Consider the following 18369-nt stretch of genomic DNA (forward strand, 5'->3'; position numbering starts at 1 on the left):
GAATGTTAAACAATTAGGCACTCGCTCAGGCAGTAAGGATGCTGAGTAATGGGGACATAATGATCGAGGCAGACAAGTGGAACGCCCTTATCCGGGTTTTTTTTGTGTTAATTGTTATCACCAGTTTTTCGGATATCGTCGCGGATGTGTTGCAGGGAGCGAATGTCCTGCATATTGTGCAAGAGTCAGTGGTGTTTGTATTTGCGCTATCTCTGTTGCTGCTGTTGTTTTTGAATACCCGGGCGCATGAACAGCGCAATGCACAACTGCTGGTTGATCTTGAAGAGGCAAAAATCCATTCAGCCCAGGCATCTGAAGAGCTGGTTAGTGCCAAGCGGATGTTTGGCGAGGAGATAACGAAACAATTTATAAAATGGGAGTTAACCGAAAGCGAGTCCGATATTGCGTTGTTTACCCTCAAGGGCTTTAGCGCTAAAGAGATTGCGGATTTCAGGAATACCTCTGAGAAAACTGTGCGTAATCAGCTCACCAGTGTTTATAAAAAATCCGGGACAACAAGTAAGGTTAGTTTTACCGCGTGGTTTATGGAGGATCTGTGGTAATTGTCGGATCCAGTCTGAATTAGTAGAGGTAATACTGACGTTTACTGTTCGGAACAATGCGGTTTATCGGCTGCGGTAATTTTTAGCGGTCATCAATTTAACTCCTTTAAGCGGGCCTTGCTTCTTTTGTCAGCCCGTTTCATTTTCAGCGGCCCGTCGCTCTTTTAGCGGATTGCGCCGGTTGATCACCTGAACATCGCGCCATATCCCTCTTCGCTTAGCACCTGTCGAACCGTTGGCCGGGTTAACAGAGTCTGGTAATAGCGTTTACAGCTCTCGGGCAGCGGCTGATTGATCCGGTCGGCCCAGAACATCACATAAAACAGCGCCGCATCGGCAATCGAGAAACGATCAAACAGCAACTCTCTTCCGGCTAAGACCGGTTCAAGCAAGGCAAACGCGTTAGCGACAATCTCCTCTCCCTGCTGTTTAATGGCATCATGCCCGGCACCGTTGTCTAATCCCGGCAGGCTGTAGCGGTCAGGGGTGAAAATACGGGTAAAGCCCTGTCCGTGAATGGTGTTGACGGCATAACTCATCCAACCCAGCGCCCTGCATTCATCGGCGATACCCGTAGGCAGTAATGCTTTTTTGGGGTTCTGGCGGGCGATCCACCAGGCCATCGGCTGGAAATCAGTCAGCACCAGATTATCATCGGTGATCAACACCGGAATGGTGCCTTTGGGGTTGAGCTGAAGATACTCCGGGGTTTTATTGTCGCCCGCCATGAGGTCAACCAGATGAACTTCAAAAATAGCCTCCACCTCTTCCAGTAAAATATGGATCGCCGTGCTGCATGACCCGGGTGTCATATAGAATTTCATCGTCATAGGTTCATTCCCCGATAAACTGAACAGCGCTTAAATAGATCCAGTGTGGGCACTCGTTATTACTGCTGCTGATGAAGAGAAACTGCAAGATAGGTGCCACCGGAAATGGGGTTAACTGACTGTTTTATATAAAGCTTCAAGATGTTGAATGTTTCGTTTAAGACAAAATCTGTCCCGTTGTTGTGAGGTTGAGCGCTAAACCGGTAGTCGCTAAGCCCCTCAGTTGCCGTGATATGTTATGGTGAGTTACAGAATGAGTTTCGACCACTTCATTAAATTTTGGTCTGGTTAATCGCTATGTATTATTTTGCCTACGGATCAAATATGTCGCTGGCGCGATTGCAGCAGCGTGTACCCGGTGCCCGGGTTGTCGGCTGCTATTTTCTTGATGGGCATGATCTGCGCTTTCATAAAGCGGGTCAGGATGGTTCTGCAAAATGTGATGCATTGTATACCGGCAACGATGATCGTATTTATGGTGTTCTGTTTGATATCCCCCGGTCGGAGAAGCCCGCGCTGGATCGGGCTGAAGGGCTGGGAGTTGGTTATGGTGAGAAAGTGGTATCGTTGCAAAATCAACAGGGCGATGAGCTTGAAGCGATAACCTACTTCGCTCTGCAGATCGATCCTTCGCTTAAACCCTATAGCTGGTATGTTCACCATGTGTTGGTGGGGGCGCGGGAAGCGGGACTACCTTCTGACTATATAGACCGGATCGGGCGGGTTGAGTCAGTTGACGATGGGGATATCGAGCGTGATAGTCGCGAAAGGGCGCTGCATACTCTGGCTTAACGCTAATATCAGTGAGTACCCCGATTGTTAATCGATCTACTGACTCACCCGTTATTAAAGAGCTGCTCCGGATGGGGCAACGGGCCCCGGTTTTATCCGGTTGGCAGGGTGAGCGACGAAATCTGTATGCGATCTGCTATCGCCGTCAGCTACTGACCCGCAGGGCCGCAGCTCTGATCGATTATCTGAAAGTGCATAGCGGTCTTTCATGATATAGCGGGGAGCATGCTATTTTTAACTCGTGAGCATTTTTGCCTGCTCTGCTTCTGGATTCATTAAGCGAGAAACGGCTGGTCATTTTGAGGGGATCTGAATGGAAAAGTATATTATTACCAAAGCTGAGATTGAGCAGTATGAAGGCGTTAACAAAACCCATTTTCTTAACCGCAATGCTCAACGGGTAAACCGCTCACTGGGTGATCTGACCGGGTTGACCGGTTTTGGTTTTCACCTGATAGAGATACAGCCGGGCTATGAGTCTACCGAGCTGCACCGTCATTACCATGAGGATGAGTGTGTCTATATTCTTGAGGGGCAAGCGGAGGCAACCATTGGCGATGAAATTGTCCAGGTAGGGGCCGGGGATTTTCTGGGTTATCGTGCCGGGGGAGAGGCCCATAAACTGCTCAATAATGGCAGCACCGTGCTCAAATGCATCGTAGTGGGGCAGCGTTCAGATCATGATGTTGCGGATTATACGGCACTCAATAAACGGATCTATCGACATGCAGGGATGCCCTGGAATCTGGTTGATATTGAAAATATTACTGAACCGGTGGCGGGGAAAAAAGTGTAAGTGTTTGCTTGTGGTGCAATCGGAACGGGTTAAATCATCCTCTGATATTCAGTCAGTTTTCAAACAGGGGCCATTAACTGTTGATAGATAAACTATAGTTTGAATGTGCGCCGCGCTACTATACATCTGCTTTTTGTCATAATCCGGACCGGGTTTTCAGTTTTTTTACGGATTATATTTTGCCGTAAACCGGATGAAAGCAGCGACAAACTGAATGGCGCTCAGGAGATGTCGTATGAATAAGCCTCTATCCGATGCAAGCCTGTCCGATGAAGAGCTGCTGGCAGCCAAAGCCTATGAAGAGCTGCATGTCCCTGCGCTGTTTCGGCAGTTCGCTCCCATTGTTGTTTCCACCGCACAGATCAGCCCGGGTCAACGGGTTTTAGATGTTGCCTGTGGCACCGGGATTTTAGCCAGAACCGTTGCTACAACGGTGACTGAGCCGGGTTCCGTCAGCGGTCTTGACCTGTCCCCGGGGATGCTTGCTATCGCCCGCCAACTGGCCCCTGCGATTGACTGGCAGCAGGGTGCCGCTGAGTCACTGCCGTTTGCCGATAACTCATTTGACGCGGTGGTCAGCCAGTTCGGTTTGATGTTCTTTCAGAATCGGCCGGCTGCGTTAAAAGAGATGATGCGTGTGCTGGCTCCTGGTGGGCGGCTTGTTGTGGCTGTCTGGGACGCTTTGATAAACTCGCAAGCCTATCCCGATGCAGTGGATATGCTGCAGCGGCTTGCTGGCCAGGCCGCTGCAGACGCATTACGGGCTCCTTTTGTATTAGGCAATCCCGATCAGCTGTCTGAGCTTCTTGCTGATGCCGGCGCGGCTTTTGTGACGGTTGATACGCATCAGGGCAGGGCCCGGTTTCCCAATATTAAAACGATGGTTGAAGCGGATCTCCGGGGCTGGTTGCCGGTGATGGGGGTGCAGTTGCAGGAAGCGCAGATTGCGCTACTTCTGAATGAAGCGGAAACGGTTTTAAGCGCGTATACCGTGGCCGGAGGGCAGGTTGAGTTCGCCGCCCCGGCCCTGATTGCCAGTGGTGTTAAGGTGTGACATGAAACTGCAGATGGATCACAACAATCGATTTCTGCACTAGCAAGTAACAGGAGGTCAGATGATCAGAGGAAGTTGTCTGTGTGGCAAAGTGAAATATGAGATTAGTGGTCAGCCCGGCAATATTGTTCACTGCCACTGTCAGACCTGCCGTAAGGCTCATGGTGCGGCTTTTTCCAGTGTCTCTGCCGTTCCTGACTCTGAGTTCAATCTAACCGGTGAAGAGCTATTGAACTCCTATGAGTCCTCGCCGGGTAAGCGCCGCTTTTTCTGTTCGGAATGTGGCACTCAGATCTATGCTAAGCGGGATAATACTGCGCATATCATTTTACGCCTGGGCTCACTGGATGATGATCCGGGAGTGGCTGAGGAGAAGCATATATGGGTATCACAGAAAGCCTCCTGGTATTGCATCAGCAATAACCTGCCGGAATGTGCTGAATCTGAGTAACCACTGATAACAGAGTGATGTCGCTTTATGGCTGATTTTAACGATGCCAAAATACTCGATTCATGGGCTAAAAACACCGCTCCCTGGATCCGGGCCGTTCAGGAGAAACAGATTGAAAGTCGCAGACTGGTTACTGATCAGGCGATAGTAGACGTGATCTGTGGATTTGAGGCTGACAGTGTGCTTGATATTGGCTGCGGCGAAGGCTGGCTGGCCCGTGAGCTTTCCGCTCGGGGGATGTCGGTAACGGGCATTGACGTTATTCCGGGGTTTGTTGAGAATGCCAGAACCTCGTGTAAAGGCACCTTTCATTTACTGGCGTATGAGGCGTTATCGGCGCGCCAGTTAGGTGAAACATTTGATCTTGCGGTGTGTAATTTCTCGCTGCTGGGGGATGAGCCGGTCAGCAAACTGTTCAGTGTCTTGCCAGAGCTGATAAACCCAGGCGGCTGGTTTGTTATGCAAACTATTCACCCGGGACTCATGGCAGACAGCCATTACTATGATGGCTGGCGCGAAGGTTCGTGGGATGGTTTCAGTGATCAGTTTTGTGATCCAGCTCCCTGGTATTTCAGGACGCTGGAGACCTGGTTTAGCTTATTTGATGCGAATGGGCTAAGCGTTCGACTGATAAAGGAACCCCGTCATCCTGCGACAGGGGCTGCTACTTCTTTGATTATCGCTGGCAGGGTGGCAGAGGGTAAGAGCTGAAAAACTGACAGAATATAGGGTGAACCGCTATGATTGATACGAGTTTTAAACTGCTATTCAGCGGTTTAGCTATCGCGCTGGCGCTTGTCGCGTTTGTTCCCTATGTTCGCTCCATACTCAAAGGCACAACCCGGCCGCATGTTTTTTCCTGGTTTATCTGGGGGATTACGACAGTGATCGTTTTTTTCGCCCAGCTTGAAGCTGATGGCGGTATGGGTGCCTGGCCAATCGGTATTTCGGGTCTGCTCACTGTCGCGGTGGCGGTGCTGGCATTTATTAAACGCGCGGATATCAGCATCACCAAAACCGACTGGCTATTCTTTGCTGCGGCACTGGCATCGCTGCCGTTCTGGTACTTAACTTCGGACCCTCTGTGGACGGTTGTGGTGCTGTCGGTGGTTGATCTGTTCGGCTTTGGCCCGACCATTCGCAAAGCCTATGAATCGCCCCATCAGGAGAGTCAGTTGTTCTTCCTGTCACTGGCGTTGCGTAACTGCTTCGCCATTCTGGCTCTGGAGAGTTATTCAGTGACAACGGTGCTGTTTCCCCTGTCGATCACCCTTGCCTGTACGGTTCTGCTGACAATTGTGGTGTTTCGTCGCAGGACGGTGTTAGCCTGACTTGCAGTCAGTTCGCTGATCATTTCATCGCTTGATAAGCTATAGTCAGCTTATGATGAAACTATATGATTTAACCGTCCAGTGCTGTGCTCTCGTTGCTGCAGTGGCTCTGTTTCCCGTACTTAGTACTGCCGGGGAAGCCGATGTGATGAGTGTGACGGTCAGTCGGAGTGGAAACCAGCAGTATGATTTCAGTGTAACCCTTAAACATGATGATACCGGCTGGGAACATTATGCTGACAGGTGGGAAGTTGTTGATATTGAAGGTCATATTCTAGCTACACGGGCACTGCTTCACCCCCATGTAAATGAGCAGCCTTTTACCCGTTCACTGCGTTCGGTAACGATTCCTGCAGGCATCGTAAGGGTAAACATCAGGGCACACGATCGTGTGCATCACTATGGCGGAGCAGAGATCTCTGTTGACCTGCCTGAGTAAAAAAACCTACCTCAGTATTGTGGGGGCTTATTAATTCGTTAAAAGTGAGTAACTGTCTAATTTCAGATGCTTTTCTGTTTTTGATTTATTGATCTGAAGCCTTGTGAATTATCCTGTTGGCGTTAGAATGAAAACCACTCTTACAGGGCGCAACAGGGAAATTTGCAAATGTCAGATCAATTTAAAGTCGTTTTCAGTGGCACCATTACTGAAGGTTTTGAGCCTGAATCCGTTATCACCGCATTTGCAGAAAAGTTCAAATGTAGTGACGCCAAGGCCCGTGGGCTGGTGATGGCAGGTAAAGAAACCCCCATAAAAAGCGGTTTGGACAGGGTCAAAGCAGAGCGATATGTCGCCGTGCTAACCGCTATCGGCCTCGACGTTAAACTGGTTGCTCCTCAGCCGGCAGTGAAGCCCGCAATGGCCTTTGAACTTGAAGGAGATGATGAGCCTGGGGTCAGCAATGTGGTTGCTGCTTCTGAGTCGTCAGTATGTCCTAAGTGCGGTTCTCAAGAGGTTGCCGATGACCGCTGCCCGGACTGTAAGATTGTTGTCTCCAAGTACCTGGCGATTCAGGAGAGTGGTCAGGCATTTACCTCAGCTCCCGTTAAAGCCCCAGAATCTTCAGATAATAACTCATCTACGCTTTCCGAAAACTCATCTTCAGGCGCTTTCACTGCCAGTGCTTCTGCAACATCATATGACGATAGTGCTGCGGCATCGTCCTCTAACCCCTATCAGGCACCGGAGGCTGATCTCAGTCAGGAGTATGAAGAGGGGGATCTTACCGGGCCTGTTTCGGTTCCTGCATCCCATGGTTGGAGCTGGCTTGCCGAGGGGTTTGGTCACTTTAAACAGAACCCCGTTGCCTGGATAGTGGCGCTGGTAATCTGGGTTATTATCTCTTCAGTTTTGAGCTTCATACCCTTTGTGGGAATGTTGCTGATACTGGTGTATCCGATTATCACTGCGGGTTTTATGCTTGGTTGCAGAGAGCAGGCAGAGGGGGGCGATTTTGAGATCGGGCACCTGTTCAGTGGTTTTAGAAATAATGTTGGCCAGTTAGTGCTTGTGGGGCTGCTCTATATGGTCGGAATTATCGTTGTTTCAGTTATTATTGGGGTATTGATCGGCAGCGCGACCTTCTTTATCGGGGGGGGAGTAGAACAGATGGGACCTGGCATGATGTCAGCTCTGGCTCTTCCGATGCTGGTTGGCTTTCTTTTATTCATCCCCCTGATAATGGCTTACTGGTTTGCGCCAACCTTAGTTGCTTTGAATGATATCCCTGCCATTGAAGCGATGAAGCTAAGCTTTAGCGCCTGTTTGAAAAACGTGCTGCCATTCCTGCTGTATGGCTTGATCGCCTTGATCCTGTTCATTGTTGGCACAATACCTTTTGCTTTAGGTTTGCTGATTGTGATGCCGATGGCTATCGCCTCTTTGTATACCTCATATCGGGATATTTTCTACAACTAAGTTGTAGTATTTTCGATGGCTGACAGAGAAGCGATGACCCTGACGGACACCGTCAGACGTCATGAAACCCCCGAAGGTATCCGGCTCGAATTAAGGCTGGCCGGGCCGGTTGTGCGTGCCTGTGCCTGGAGCATCGATATGCTGATTCGGGCGATACTCTATGGGTTGGTTTCAGGTGTTTTTGCCTTCTTCGGGGGAGTGGGCACCTCCGTAATGCTGATCATGTTTTTCCTCATTGAATGGTTTTATCCGGTCGTCTTTGAGTTGTATAACGGCGCCTCACCCGGCAAAAAATCGATGGGACTGGTGGTGATTCAGGATAATGGTACGCCGGTTACGTTCTCCTCTTCGCTAATTCGCAATCTGCTCAGGGCCGCAGATTTTCTGCCATTTCTGTATGCTACCGGTTTGTTATCAATGCTAATTAACAATAACTTTCAGCGTCTTGGCGATCTGGCGGCAGGGACTCTGGTTGTTTATCGGGAAGCCGATCTGGAACGGATTAAATTAGCCAATGCAGAAAGCCTGCGACCTCCCGTTGATCTCAGTGTCGATGAGCAGCGCGAGTTGATCCGGTTTGCCGAGCGTTGTCCGCAGTTGAGTCAGGAGCGTCAGATTGAGCTGGCAACTTCTCTCTATCCTGTCACCGGTAAACGGGGGCCAGCTGCAGTGAAAGAGATACTTGGATATGCTGCGTGGCTGACCCGGGGGAGTCGATGAAACAGGAACAGTTTGAACAGCGCTATCAGCCCCTGTGGCAACGTCTGGATCAACAGTTAGATCAGTTAGAAACCTTTCGGCTGCGTCGCTCCTCCGATGAGTTGCCCGCTGATCTGCCACAGCTCTACCGTCAGTTGTGTAATCATTATGCGTTATCCCGGGCGCGGCGCTACAGCCCTCAACTGGTTGGTTTTCTTCACCGGCTGGTGTTGCGTGGCCATCAGCAACTTTATACCCGCCGGGGTGCCTGGCTGTGGCGGCTGCTGACCTTTATTGCCAGTGATTTTCCCGCTAGCCTGCGACTCAATATTGGTTATGTCTGGGTTGCATTGGCACTGTTTCTCCTGCCAGCGTTGCTGGTGGGCGGTTACTGTATGATCGATGATACCTTCATCCATAGCCTGATGAGTGATGCTGAAATCAGCAATATGGAGGAGATGTACCGCCCGGATAATGCCCGCCCCGGACGCACGCTTGAACGTAGCGCCGACTCTGATTTTGTGATGTTCGGTTTCTATATCTATAACAATATCGGTATCGGTTTTCGTACTTTCGCGATGGGTATTCTGGCTGGGGTCGGAACAGTTTTCACCCTGTTTTATAACGGTATCGTGATCGGTGGTGTGGCCGGCTATCTGACCGGGCTGGGTTACACGGATACATTCTGGTCTTTTGTTTGTGGCCATTCGGCGCTGGAGCTGACAGCCATTGTGATCAGCGGTGCAGCCGGCCTGATGATCGGGCGAGGGGTGATCAGCCCGGGCCGTTACAGTCGGCTGGATGCGATCAAACTGCAGGCGGGTAAAGCCGTTCCGCTGGTAATGGGGGCGGGACTGATGTTGCTGGGGGCCGCTTTTATTGAGGCGTTCTGGTCTGCCAGCAGTCTGCCAAACACGGTTAAATATGTGGCGGCTATCATCCTCTGGATCATGATGATTCTCTATTTTATGTTCGCGGGCAGGGGGGCGGATGGAGCTCGATAAGCTAGAAATATCTCTGCGTCGACGAACTCCCTGGGAAGCGATAGATCTCGGTTTTGCGCTGGCACGGCGCTGGTTTAAGCCGCTCTGGTTGCTCTGGCTCAGTACAGCAGTGCCGCTGGGGTTGCTTCTGTTCCTCTTTCTATCAGATGAGCTCGGCTGGCTGATGTTGATTATCTGGTGGTTTAAACCGCTGTACGAGCCACCGTTGATGTTCTGGTTAAGCCGGGCTGTGTTTGGTGAGCAGTTGCCGGTGAAAACGGTGCTGCGACAATGGTGGTCAGTGGTCCGGCCGCAGTTACTACTTAATCTCACCTTGCGTCGTTTTAATCCCTCCCGGTCCTTTACGCTGCCGGTGGCCTTGCTGGAACAACTGAAGGGGAGTGCACGCCGTGATCGTTTGCGGGTGCTGGGACGAAATCAGAGTGCGGCTGCCTGGCTGACGGTGATCGGCATCCACCTGGAAACGGTGCTGGAGATGGCGTTTATCACCGTGGTTTTTATGCTGATTCCGGAAGACCTTCGCTGGACCAGTTTCGGTGATCTGTTTATGGCACCGGGGCGGGTGGGGGACTGGTTACAGTTTGCCGGAGGTCTGCTCTGTATGTCGGTTATTGCCCCCTTCTATGTGGCAGCCGGGTTTACCCTCTATCTCAATCGACGCAGTGAGCTGGAAGCCTGGGATATCGAGATCAACTTCCGCCGGACCAGTGAACGCTTTAAATCTGGCGCTTCCCGACGTTCCGTCAGCACTGTTGCGGCGGTTATGCTGGCGGCTGTTCTGGCGCTGGCCGTTCCGCTGATCAGTACACCTGTTGATGCGGCGCAGCAGGTGAGTGCCCGGGATGCGAAGCCGCTCATCGAAAAAGTGCTGGAGGATGAAGCCTTTGGCCGTTATGAGCAGACCCACTACTGGAAATATACCGGTCAGCCGGAACCGGACAGTGATTCAGATAACTGGTTTATCGAGCTGCTGGCAAAGCTGTTTAATGGCGTCGGTGATGTTATGCAAGGTGGCGCCAGTATTGGCAAAATCCTGGTATGGATAGCCGGTATTGCCCTGGTGGTATTTCTGATCTATCAGGTTGCCAAAAATAGTCAGTGGTTCAGAAATTTTCAGAGACGCCCGGCTCGTAAAGGCCGAAGCCGGCCGGTGGAGTTATTTGGTCTGGATTTACGTCCTGACCAATTGCCAGACGATCCTGCTGGCGAAGCCCGGAAGCTGATTGCTGAAGGCGCCTTCAGGGAGGCGTTGAGCCTGCTCTATCGGGGCGCACTGGTCTATCTGGTGACTCAGGAACATATCGAGATTCCCGACAGTGCTACCGAGGGCGAGTGTGAACAGCTGGTGATAGATCACCGCAGTGCCAGTGAAGCGGATTTTTTCAAGTCTCTGACCAGCCACTGGTTGCGTATGGCCTATGGACATGTGGTTCCGGCGGAAGCCCCCGTGGTTGAGCTTTGTCAGCGTTGGCAGGAGGTGTATGGCCATGTCGAACGCTAACCGGTTTTTTCTCTGGCTGCTGGGGGGATTGCTGCTGCTCAGTGTTGTCTGGTATACCCAGTGGTTTTTTAATAATCACGAACGGGTTACCGAGGAACAACGGGTGGATATATCTCCTGAAGCGATGCGTAACCGTTTTCTCGCGGCAGAGCGTTTTTTGCAACAGCTGGGCTATCAGGCAGAAAGTTTTCGCGCCAGGGATCTGACGACTGTGTTACCGCCTCCGGGGGATGTGCTGTTGGCCCGGCGCATGCCGCCACAGATGAACGATCAGCAGATTGAAGTACTGGATAACTGGATTGAAGCGGGTGGCATACTGATTCTGACTTCGGAGCACTTTTATCAGGAGGATGAAGACAACGATCCGTTTCTGGCATTCCTGGGCGTACGAATGCTTCCGCCTGAATCATCTGACGATCAGCAGGCAGACACCTCTGATCAGAATGAAGATTCAGTTAAATCAGATACCAGTGAAGCAGATTCCTCGTCTTATCTCACGGTAAGTCTGTCCCTTGCCAGCGAACCGGAACCGGTGACTGTCAGCTTTCTCCGCGACCGGATTCTTGTCGATGGTGATCAGTGGGCCTCTCTTCGTGCCGGTTCTGAACAGGGAGCAAACTATCTCAGATTTGAGTATGGTCAGGGACGGGTCATGGTGCTGAGTGATCTGGATCTGTTTACCAACGACCGGATTAACAAAGATGATAACGCTTTTCTGCTGAGTCATCTGGTGGCTGGCGGTCGTAAGGTCTGGTTGCAGTACAGTATTGACGCCCTGCCGCTGCCTCAACTGTTATGGCAGAAGATCCCTTTTATCGTTTGTGCACTGGTCGTATTGCTACTGCTGATGGGCTGGCGTTTGTTCCTGTTTACCGGTCCGCGTCTGAAACTGCAGAATCTGCAGCGGCGTAACCTGCTGGAGCATATTGATGCGACGGCGCACTATGCCTGGCGTATCGATAAGGGGTATACCCTGTTTGAGAACAATCGGCGAGCATTGGAGTTGGCGTGGCGTAAACGTCACCCGGCTCTTAATCCGATGGACGAAAGCCAGAGGGCGGAGTGGATTGGTGAGAAAACCGGTATGGCAGCGACCGCCGTTGAGCGCAGTCTCTACCATGAGATAACCAAAGATCAGGATTTTATTAAAGCAACACTGGTGCTGCAGCAGCTGGCCAGTGGCTTAAAACAGCGGGAGCTAAGATGAACGAATCTCAGGGACAGGATCAGCTGTCAGACAAAGTGCTGCGCAAACTCGGGCAGCTGGAGCAGGAGATCGGTAAAGCGGTTATTGGTCAGCGTCAGGTCATCCGGGATACCACGATTGCATTGCTGGCGGGTGGGCATGTGTTGGTAGAAGGGGTGCCTGGATTGGGCAAAACCCTGTTGGTTCGAAGTCTGGCGGCAGCCGTCGGCGGTGTGTTTAACCGGGTGCAGTTCACCCCGGATCTGATGCCCAGCGATATCAGCGGCCATATTATGTTTGACCGTAAAACGGACTCTTTCCGGGTGCGTAAAGGGCCGGTGTTCTGTAACTTTCTGTTGGCGGATGAGATCAACCGGGCGCCGGCGAAAACTCAGTCTGCACTGCTGGAAGTGATGCAGGAACAGCAGGTGACCATCGAAGGGCAGACGTACGAGCTGCAACTGCCGTTTCTGGCGCTGGCAACCCAGAACCCGATTGAACAGGAGGGTACATACCCCTTGCCACAGGCGCAGCTGGACCGCTTTCTGCTGAAGGTCTATATCGATTACCCCAGTGTCGATGAAGAGTTGCAGATGGTTCAACAGATCACCTCGGGATCTGTGGCTGATAAACTGGACGTGTCATCGATTCAGGAGGTGCTCAAGCCTGAAGAGATTCTCAGCTTGCAGCGCTATACCTCAAAACTGGAGGTCGATGAGCAGATCGTTACCTATGCGGTGAATATCGTCAGGGCAACCCGTGACTGGAGCGGAATTGACACCGGTAGTGGGCCCCGGGGGAGCATCGCACTGCTACGGGCAGGCCGGGCCAATGCGGTGTTGTCTGGTCGGCGGTTTGTCACCCCCGATGATATTAAAGCGGTAGCCCAGGCGGTGTTACGCCACCGGATTAAACTCAGTGCAGACCTTGAGATTGAAGGTTATCAGCCAGACGATGTACTGAAAGATATTCTCAGCAACGTGCAGGCTCCCCGGGTATGATTCCATCCCGTCGTTCAGTATTGCTGGTAACTGTGGTTCTGTTACTGGCGTTGCTGGCCGCTGTCTGGCCCGGGCTGCAATGGTTGCGTGATCTGATAGCCGCAACCGTGGCGGGGGCGCTTCTGCTCGACCTGCTGTTGCACCGACGTGAAACGGTGGCCGAAGTCAGCCGGGAGTTACGCGGCAGTATTCCGGTGGGGGTCTGGAGTGACGTGAAGCTGCAGGTGACCAATCACACCGGGCGACCGCAGTGGCTGACACTGCATGATCATCACCCCAGTGAATATGCGGTTGAAGGATTGCCGCTGCAACTCAGCTTACCGCCTGAGCGCACCGCCAGAGCAACCTATCAGATAAGACCTGATCAGCGAGGAGATGGACAGTTTGATGGTGTCGATCTGGTCAGTGTCTCACCATTCGGGCTGTGGCAGCGCAAACAGTTTGTTACGCTGGTGGACCGGATTAAAGTCTATCCAAACTTTCGTGCCGTGAGCCAGTACACCCTGCTGGCCACCGACAACCATCTGAGTCAGTTGGGTATCAAACATCAGCTACGCCGGGGTGAGGGTAATGATTTTCACCAGTTGCGGGAGTACCGGACCGGTGACTCGTTACGCCAGATTGACTGGAAAGCAACCTCCCGTTATCACAAACTGATCTCCCGGGAATATCAGGATGAGCGCGACCAGCAGATTCTGTTCCTGCTGGATTGTGGCCGGCGTATGCGCCATCGGGAAGAGGATGGTGGTCATCTGGATCAGGCATTGAACTCGATGTTGCTGCTTGCCTATGTAGCGGCGGAGCAGGGTGATGCGGTTGGCTTCCATACCTTTGGCGGAGTTAAACGCTGGTTTCCCCCGGTTAAAGGAGGCACTGTGGTACGGCAGATGATTGCCAGCACCTATGATATTGAAGCCACACTGGAAGCTGCGGACTATCTTGAAGCGGCCCGGGAGCTGATGCCCCTGCAGCGGCGCCGGGCACTGATAGTGCTGGTTACCAACACCCGCGATGAAGACAGTGATGATCTGGTAACTGCCGTGCGGTTGCTCTCCCGTCGCCATCTGGTTGTGGTCGCTGATCTGCGTGAACAGATTCTCGACACTGCACAGGCAAACCGGGTATCAGATTTTGACGCCGCGCTGCGTTTTCATGGCGTACAGGAGTATCTGGAATGCCGCACCCAGAACCACGAAAAACTTCGTCATCAGGGGGCGATGCCGATGGACCTGCTGGCCAAACAACTCCCGGTGGCGCTGGTCAATCAATATCTGACGGTTAAGGCCTCGGGACGGTTATAGAGGATTATCCGTTTGTTGCGATCAGTTGTTTCCTTCGAAACAGATTCAGCTGTGACACAATCATTCCCGCCAACATCAGCGTGCAGCCGATCAGAGCCCGGTTGCTGAACGCTTCCTCCAGTAACCACCACCCTCCGATGGCGGCAAATACCGCTTCCAGACTCATGATGATCGCCGCATGGGAGGCGGGGGCGTGGCGTTGTGCCACCACCTGCAGTGTATAAGCCACCCCCACCGAGAGCAGACCGGCATAGGCGATTGGTTGCCATGCCAGGGTGATATTCGACAGAGTGAGGCTGTCCTGCTCAAAAACCAGTGCAACGATAAAACTCAGCAGAGCACAGACAAAGAACTGGATAATCGCCAGTCGCAGATTGTCCAGCTGGCTGGCCAGACGGCCGATGACTACCACATGGGCGGCCCAGAAGAGGGCGCTTCCCAAAACCAGCAGATCACCACTGTTGATTGTGAAACTGGCGTCTGAATCTGTTTCAATCGTGAGGAAGTAAAGCCCGACAACGGCCAGCAGACCTCCCAGCCAGGTATTCAGCCGGGTGATATGGCCCAGTAGCAACCCCAGAAGCGGCACGATAATGATGTAGAGTCCGGTGATAAATCCGGCATTGCCTGCGGTGGTCCAGAGTAAACCCGCTTGTTGCAACGATGCTCCGAGAAACAGAATCATACCGGCCGTGATACCGCCCCGCAGCATTGCCCGGGGTTCTGTTGCACCGGCTTTAGGCCTAAATATCAATAGCAGCGGCAGCAGTGAAACAGCGCCCAGCAGAAAGCGACAGCCATTAAACCCAAAGGGTCCGAGGTGATCCATTCCCAGTCTCTGGGCGACAAAGGCCAGGCCCCAGATAGCAGCGACCAGTAACAGCGTGAGGTCGGCGCGGATGTTGCGGGTTTCCATCAATGGAACCTCATAAAACATAAAAAGAGCAGCTATTGTAAATTGCTGCTCTTTTTACGCAATGGCAGGGGGAGTAAATAGCTGATTATCCGGGTTAATTGTCTGGACTGATCTCAGCTGCCGGGCTGTCAGGCAGTAGCCAGGCTATCCACCTGATTAAACGCCTGCCGTCCCAGTGTAAAGGCGCGGCGGTTAAGCTCGGTCAGCGCTTCTCCCTTGCGCTGAAAGCGTGCTAGTAGCGCCTGTTCCAGGATTTCCGGCGAAAACGGCAGGTGGTCGGCAATGGCACCCAGCATTATGGAGTTCACCAGTCGCCGGTCGCCCAGCTCTATCGCTGCTTCTCCGGCATTGAAATGGTGTAGTTCTACTGAACCGTCTGCTAATTGGCCGAGAGGGTTGTCAGGGTAGTCATACAGACCGATTGAAACAACTGGAGGGATGAGTGGATAGTCATTGACCATCACCACTGCGCCGGATTTCATGTGCGTGTGCCAGCGCAATGCTTCGGCCGGTTCAAAGGCGATCATCATATCCGCATCACCCGGCCTGATGGCCGGTGATAACACCTGTTTTCCGAAGCGTACATGAGAGGTGACGACACCACCCCGTTGTGCCATACCGGCCACCTCGGTTTTTTTGACATCATAACCCAGCGCCAGTGCCGCCTGGGACAGTACATCGGCGGCGGTCATTACCCCCTGTCCGCCGATCCCCACGACCAGAATATTAGTGACTGCATCGCTGTTCAGTTCGAGTGAGGGTTTCTGCGAAGTCATCATTTTACCTCCACAGCATTGATATTCCCGACATTGAAAGCCGGAACAATCGCATCGGGAGCGCAGGTGTTTGTGCACAGGTTGCAACCGGTACAGGCCGCCGTATCAATATTGACGAAGCTAAGCTCCTTCTCTCTGCCATTGGGCTTGATGACGGTCTCTTTGCGGCTGACCAGAATGGCGGGGCAGCCGACATCCAGGCAGTTGCTGCAGCCAGTACATCGATCTTCATCCACTTTCAGCGGCGGAAGTTTGCTGTAACGTTCAGTCAGGACGCAGGGTTGATTGGTGATAATCACTGATGGCTCTTTGATTTTGACCTCTTCACGCAGCGCTTTGAACAGCGTCGGCAGTTCATAAGGATTAACCTCGTGAATACGCTCCGGTTTAACGCCCAGGGCTTCGCAGAGCTTGCGGAAATCCACCTGCAGGGTAGCCTCACCATGGATATTAAGACCGGACGAAGGGGCGTTCTGACCACCGGTCATGCCCACGGCACGGTTGTCCAGTAACAGGACGGTGACGTTGCCTTTGTTATAGGTGATGTCCAGTAGCCCCTGCATCCCCATGTGCATAAAGGTTGAATCGCCGATCACGGCCAGAACATTCTTATTCTGATCTGCCTCACTGCGGCCCTTATCGATCCCCTGAGCAACACTGAGCGAGGCTCCCATACTGATCGTGGTATCCAGTGCATTCCAGGGGTGCCCGGCCCCCAGTGTATAACAGCCGATATCGCCGGCGATGATGGTGTTTTTGATATGGGAGAGGCAGTAGTAGATGCCCAGGTGGGGGCAGGCAACACAGAGGGTTGGAGGACGGGGGAAAAGCTCAGCTGTGGATATCAGCTTCTCGTCACTGTTTTTCCCCAACAGTTTGTCGATGCAAGGGGTCAACACCTGCGGTGAGAGTTCACCTATTCGGGGCAGGATATCCTTACCATATAAGCTGATGCCTGCGGCCCGTAGTTCAGTTTCAAGCAGAGGTTCCACCTCCTCTACAACGACCAGTCTGTTAACACTGGCAGCGAAATCACGAATCGCTTCGATTGGGGCGGGATGGCTCAGACCCAGTTTAAAGACCGGTGCGTCAGGGTAGGTCTCTTTGACATGAAAGTAAGCGGCGCCGGAGGTCACAAAACCGATTTCAGTGTCAGAACCTGATTCAATGCGGTTAAGAGGATGTTCTTCGCTGACCTGGCTGAGTTGCTGATCACGCTCCATCATCAGGGGAATTCGTTTTTTCGCATTTCCCGGCACCATGACATAGCGGGCCGGATCTTTGGTAAAGTTTTTGTGCTGATAGATGTCAGGCTGACTGCACACCACCACGCCTTTGACATGGCAGATCCGGGTGGTCAGACGCACCATCACCGGCACGTCATACTGCTCTGACAGACCAAAGGCCAGGCGGGTCATCTCGTAAGCTTCCTGTGCATCTGCCGGTTCCAGCACCGGGAGATGGGCAAAGCGACCCCAGTAGCGGGAATCCTGTTCGTTCTGTGAGGATGACAGACCAACATCGTCCGCAACCACAAGCACCAGTCCGCCTACCGCACCGATCAGGGTCTGCGTCATCAGCGCATCGGAGGCGACGTTAACCCCAACATGTTTCATGGCACATAAGGCCCGGCTTCCCGCCAGAGATGCGCCGATAGCCACCTCAAGAGACACCTTTTCATTGATTGACCATTCGGTATAAATCTCCGGATAGGCCGCAATAAACTCCAGAATCTCAGTGGATGGTGTGCCGGGATAAGCGGAGGCGACACTGCAACCGGCATCTCTGGCGGCTTGTGCCACGGCTTCATTCCCGGAAATAAACTGACGCTGATCCTGCTGGACGGGTTGGGGTGCGTTCAATATAGGCTCCTTACAGCTTTAGACCTGATAGCTTTTTTTAGTTATGTAGGCTTAAAAGTGAATCATAAAAGAGTGATTTTAAAACGAACCCCGCCAATGGCAGGCTGACCTGAGTCAAGGATAGCCGAATAGCCGTGGTCAAATGGTCGTATATGGCCTGGATGGGGGATAGCAGGCACGGCTCAAAACGTCACAAAAAGCTTCAAAAGCCGTCGCTCGTAGCTCGAACGTCACAAAGAGCGTGACTTGCTCGTTGCTCGATAAAAGCCTTCTTTTTACGTGAAGGTCTGTATTTGAATGATGAACTCTGTAAGAAAGTTGTTGTGTTCGGTTGGAGAAGGGCAATAATCCTGAGCAACGAGCAACGAGCAACGAGCAACGAGCAACG

At 52.4% G+C, this 18369-nt stretch carries 20 protein-coding genes; 16 read left to right on the top strand and 4 right to left on the bottom strand.

Annotated elements, in window-relative coordinates:
- Positions 1–59 precede the first annotated feature (59 nt).
- Complete coding sequence (locus BMY09_RS11125; protein ID WP_175483514.1) at positions 60–563, top strand: helix-turn-helix transcriptional regulator; 504 nt, start codon at positions 60–62, stop codon at positions 561–563.
- A 185-nt stretch (positions 564–748) separates the two neighbouring features.
- Here the strand turns inward: BMY09_RS11125 and BMY09_RS11130 are convergent, their stop codons facing one another.
- Positions 749–1393 carry a glutathione S-transferase family protein gene (locus BMY09_RS11130; RefSeq protein WP_091357985.1) on the bottom strand — a complete coding sequence of 215 codons (645 nt, stop codon included), beginning with the start codon at positions 1391–1393 and terminating at the stop codon, positions 749–751.
- 297 nt (positions 1394–1690) lie between these two features.
- Between BMY09_RS11130 and BMY09_RS11135 the strand changes: the two genes are divergently transcribed.
- The 15 genes from BMY09_RS11135 to BMY09_RS11200 all read left to right on the top strand — a co-directional run bounded on the left by BMY09_RS11135 (position 1691) and on the right by BMY09_RS11200 (position 14427).
- Positions 1691–2185: a gamma-glutamylcyclotransferase family protein gene (locus BMY09_RS11135; RefSeq protein ID WP_091357988.1), complete on the top strand. Its 495-nt coding sequence runs from the start codon at positions 1691–1693 to the stop codon at positions 2183–2185.
- Positions 2186–2256: 71 nt separating this feature from the next.
- The gene (locus tag BMY09_RS22190) at positions 2257–2397 is read left to right on the top strand and encodes a hypothetical protein (protein WP_175483515.1); all 141 of its coding nucleotides are present in this window, start codon (positions 2257–2259) and stop codon (positions 2395–2397) included.
- Positions 2398–2498: 101 nt separating this feature from the next.
- Positions 2499–2981, top strand: coding sequence for a cupin domain-containing protein (locus BMY09_RS11140; RefSeq protein ID WP_091357991.1), 483 nt, complete (start codon positions 2499–2501; stop codon positions 2979–2981).
- 235 nt (positions 2982–3216) lie between these two features.
- Complete coding sequence (locus BMY09_RS11145; RefSeq protein WP_175483516.1) at positions 3217–4035, top strand: methyltransferase domain-containing protein; 819 nt, start codon at positions 3217–3219, stop codon at positions 4033–4035.
- Between the two features lie 61 nt (positions 4036–4096).
- Entirely contained in the window at positions 4097–4486 is a 390-nt protein-coding gene (locus tag BMY09_RS11150) for a GFA family protein (RefSeq protein WP_091357996.1), read from the top strand.
- Positions 4487–4513: 27 nt separating this feature from the next.
- On the top strand, positions 4514–5197 hold the full coding sequence (locus BMY09_RS11155) for a class I SAM-dependent methyltransferase (protein WP_091357997.1): 684 nt from the start codon (positions 4514–4516) through the stop codon (positions 5195–5197).
- Positions 5198–5226: 29 nt separating this feature from the next.
- Complete coding sequence (locus tag BMY09_RS11160) at positions 5227–5817, top strand: hypothetical protein (RefSeq protein ID WP_175483517.1); 591 nt, start codon at positions 5227–5229, stop codon at positions 5815–5817.
- Between the two features lie 148 nt (positions 5818–5965).
- Positions 5966–6256, top strand: a complete 291-nt coding sequence (locus BMY09_RS11165; RefSeq protein WP_245756573.1) for a hypothetical protein — start codon at positions 5966–5968, stop codon at positions 6254–6256.
- A 168-nt stretch (positions 6257–6424) separates the two neighbouring features.
- A complete protein-coding gene (locus tag BMY09_RS11170; RefSeq protein ID WP_091358000.1) occupies positions 6425–7735 on the top strand; it encodes a BPSS1780 family membrane protein in 1311 nt (436 codons plus the stop codon).
- 15 nt (positions 7736–7750) lie between these two features.
- Complete coding sequence (locus BMY09_RS11175) at positions 7751–8455, top strand: RDD family protein (RefSeq protein WP_245756563.1); 705 nt, start codon at positions 7751–7753, stop codon at positions 8453–8455.
- Positions 8452–9438 (top strand): stage II sporulation protein M, encoded by a 987-nt coding sequence (locus BMY09_RS11180; RefSeq protein ID WP_091358005.1) that lies wholly within the window; start codon positions 8452–8454, stop codon positions 9436–9438. Before BMY09_RS11175 ends, BMY09_RS11180 begins: the two co-directional genes overlap by 4 nt.
- Positions 9425–10939 (top strand): hypothetical protein, encoded by a 1515-nt coding sequence (locus BMY09_RS11185; protein WP_091358008.1) that lies wholly within the window; start codon positions 9425–9427, stop codon positions 10937–10939. The genes BMY09_RS11180 and BMY09_RS11185 overlap by 14 nt, the downstream gene beginning before the upstream one ends.
- The gene (locus tag BMY09_RS11190; RefSeq protein WP_091358010.1) at positions 10926–12146 is read left to right on the top strand and encodes a DUF4350 domain-containing protein; all 1221 of its coding nucleotides are present in this window, start codon (positions 10926–10928) and stop codon (positions 12144–12146) included. Before BMY09_RS11185 ends, BMY09_RS11190 begins: the two co-directional genes overlap by 14 nt.
- On the top strand, positions 12143–13126 hold the full coding sequence (locus BMY09_RS11195; protein ID WP_091358013.1) for an AAA family ATPase: 984 nt from the start codon (positions 12143–12145) through the stop codon (positions 13124–13126). The genes BMY09_RS11190 and BMY09_RS11195 overlap by 4 nt, the downstream gene beginning before the upstream one ends.
- Positions 13123–14427 carry a DUF58 domain-containing protein gene (locus BMY09_RS11200; RefSeq protein ID WP_091358016.1) on the top strand — a complete coding sequence of 435 codons (1305 nt, stop codon included), beginning with the start codon at positions 13123–13125 and terminating at the stop codon, positions 14425–14427. The genes BMY09_RS11195 and BMY09_RS11200 overlap by 4 nt, the downstream gene beginning before the upstream one ends.
- Positions 14428–14431: 4 nt before the next feature.
- On the opposite strand, the gene BMY09_RS11205 is transcribed toward BMY09_RS11200, so the two are convergent.
- The 3 genes from BMY09_RS11205 to BMY09_RS11215 form a co-directional block, all read right to left on the bottom strand.
- Positions 14432–15343, bottom strand: coding sequence for a DMT family transporter (locus tag BMY09_RS11205; protein ID WP_091358589.1), 912 nt, complete (start codon positions 15341–15343; stop codon positions 14432–14434).
- Positions 15344–15471: 128 nt separating this feature from the next.
- Positions 15472–16122: an indolepyruvate oxidoreductase subunit beta gene (locus BMY09_RS11210; protein ID WP_245756564.1), complete on the bottom strand. Its 651-nt coding sequence runs from the start codon at positions 16120–16122 to the stop codon at positions 15472–15474.
- A complete protein-coding gene (locus BMY09_RS11215) occupies positions 16119–17981 on the bottom strand; it encodes a thiamine pyrophosphate-dependent enzyme (protein WP_091358020.1) in 1863 nt (620 codons plus the stop codon). The genes BMY09_RS11210 and BMY09_RS11215 overlap by 4 nt, the downstream gene beginning before the upstream one ends.
- Positions 17982–18369 lie beyond the last annotated feature (388 nt).

Source organism: Amphritea atlantica (genome assembly GCF_900111095.1).
GTDB classification, from domain to species: domain Bacteria; phylum Pseudomonadota; class Gammaproteobacteria; order Pseudomonadales; family Balneatricaceae; genus Amphritea; species Amphritea atlantica.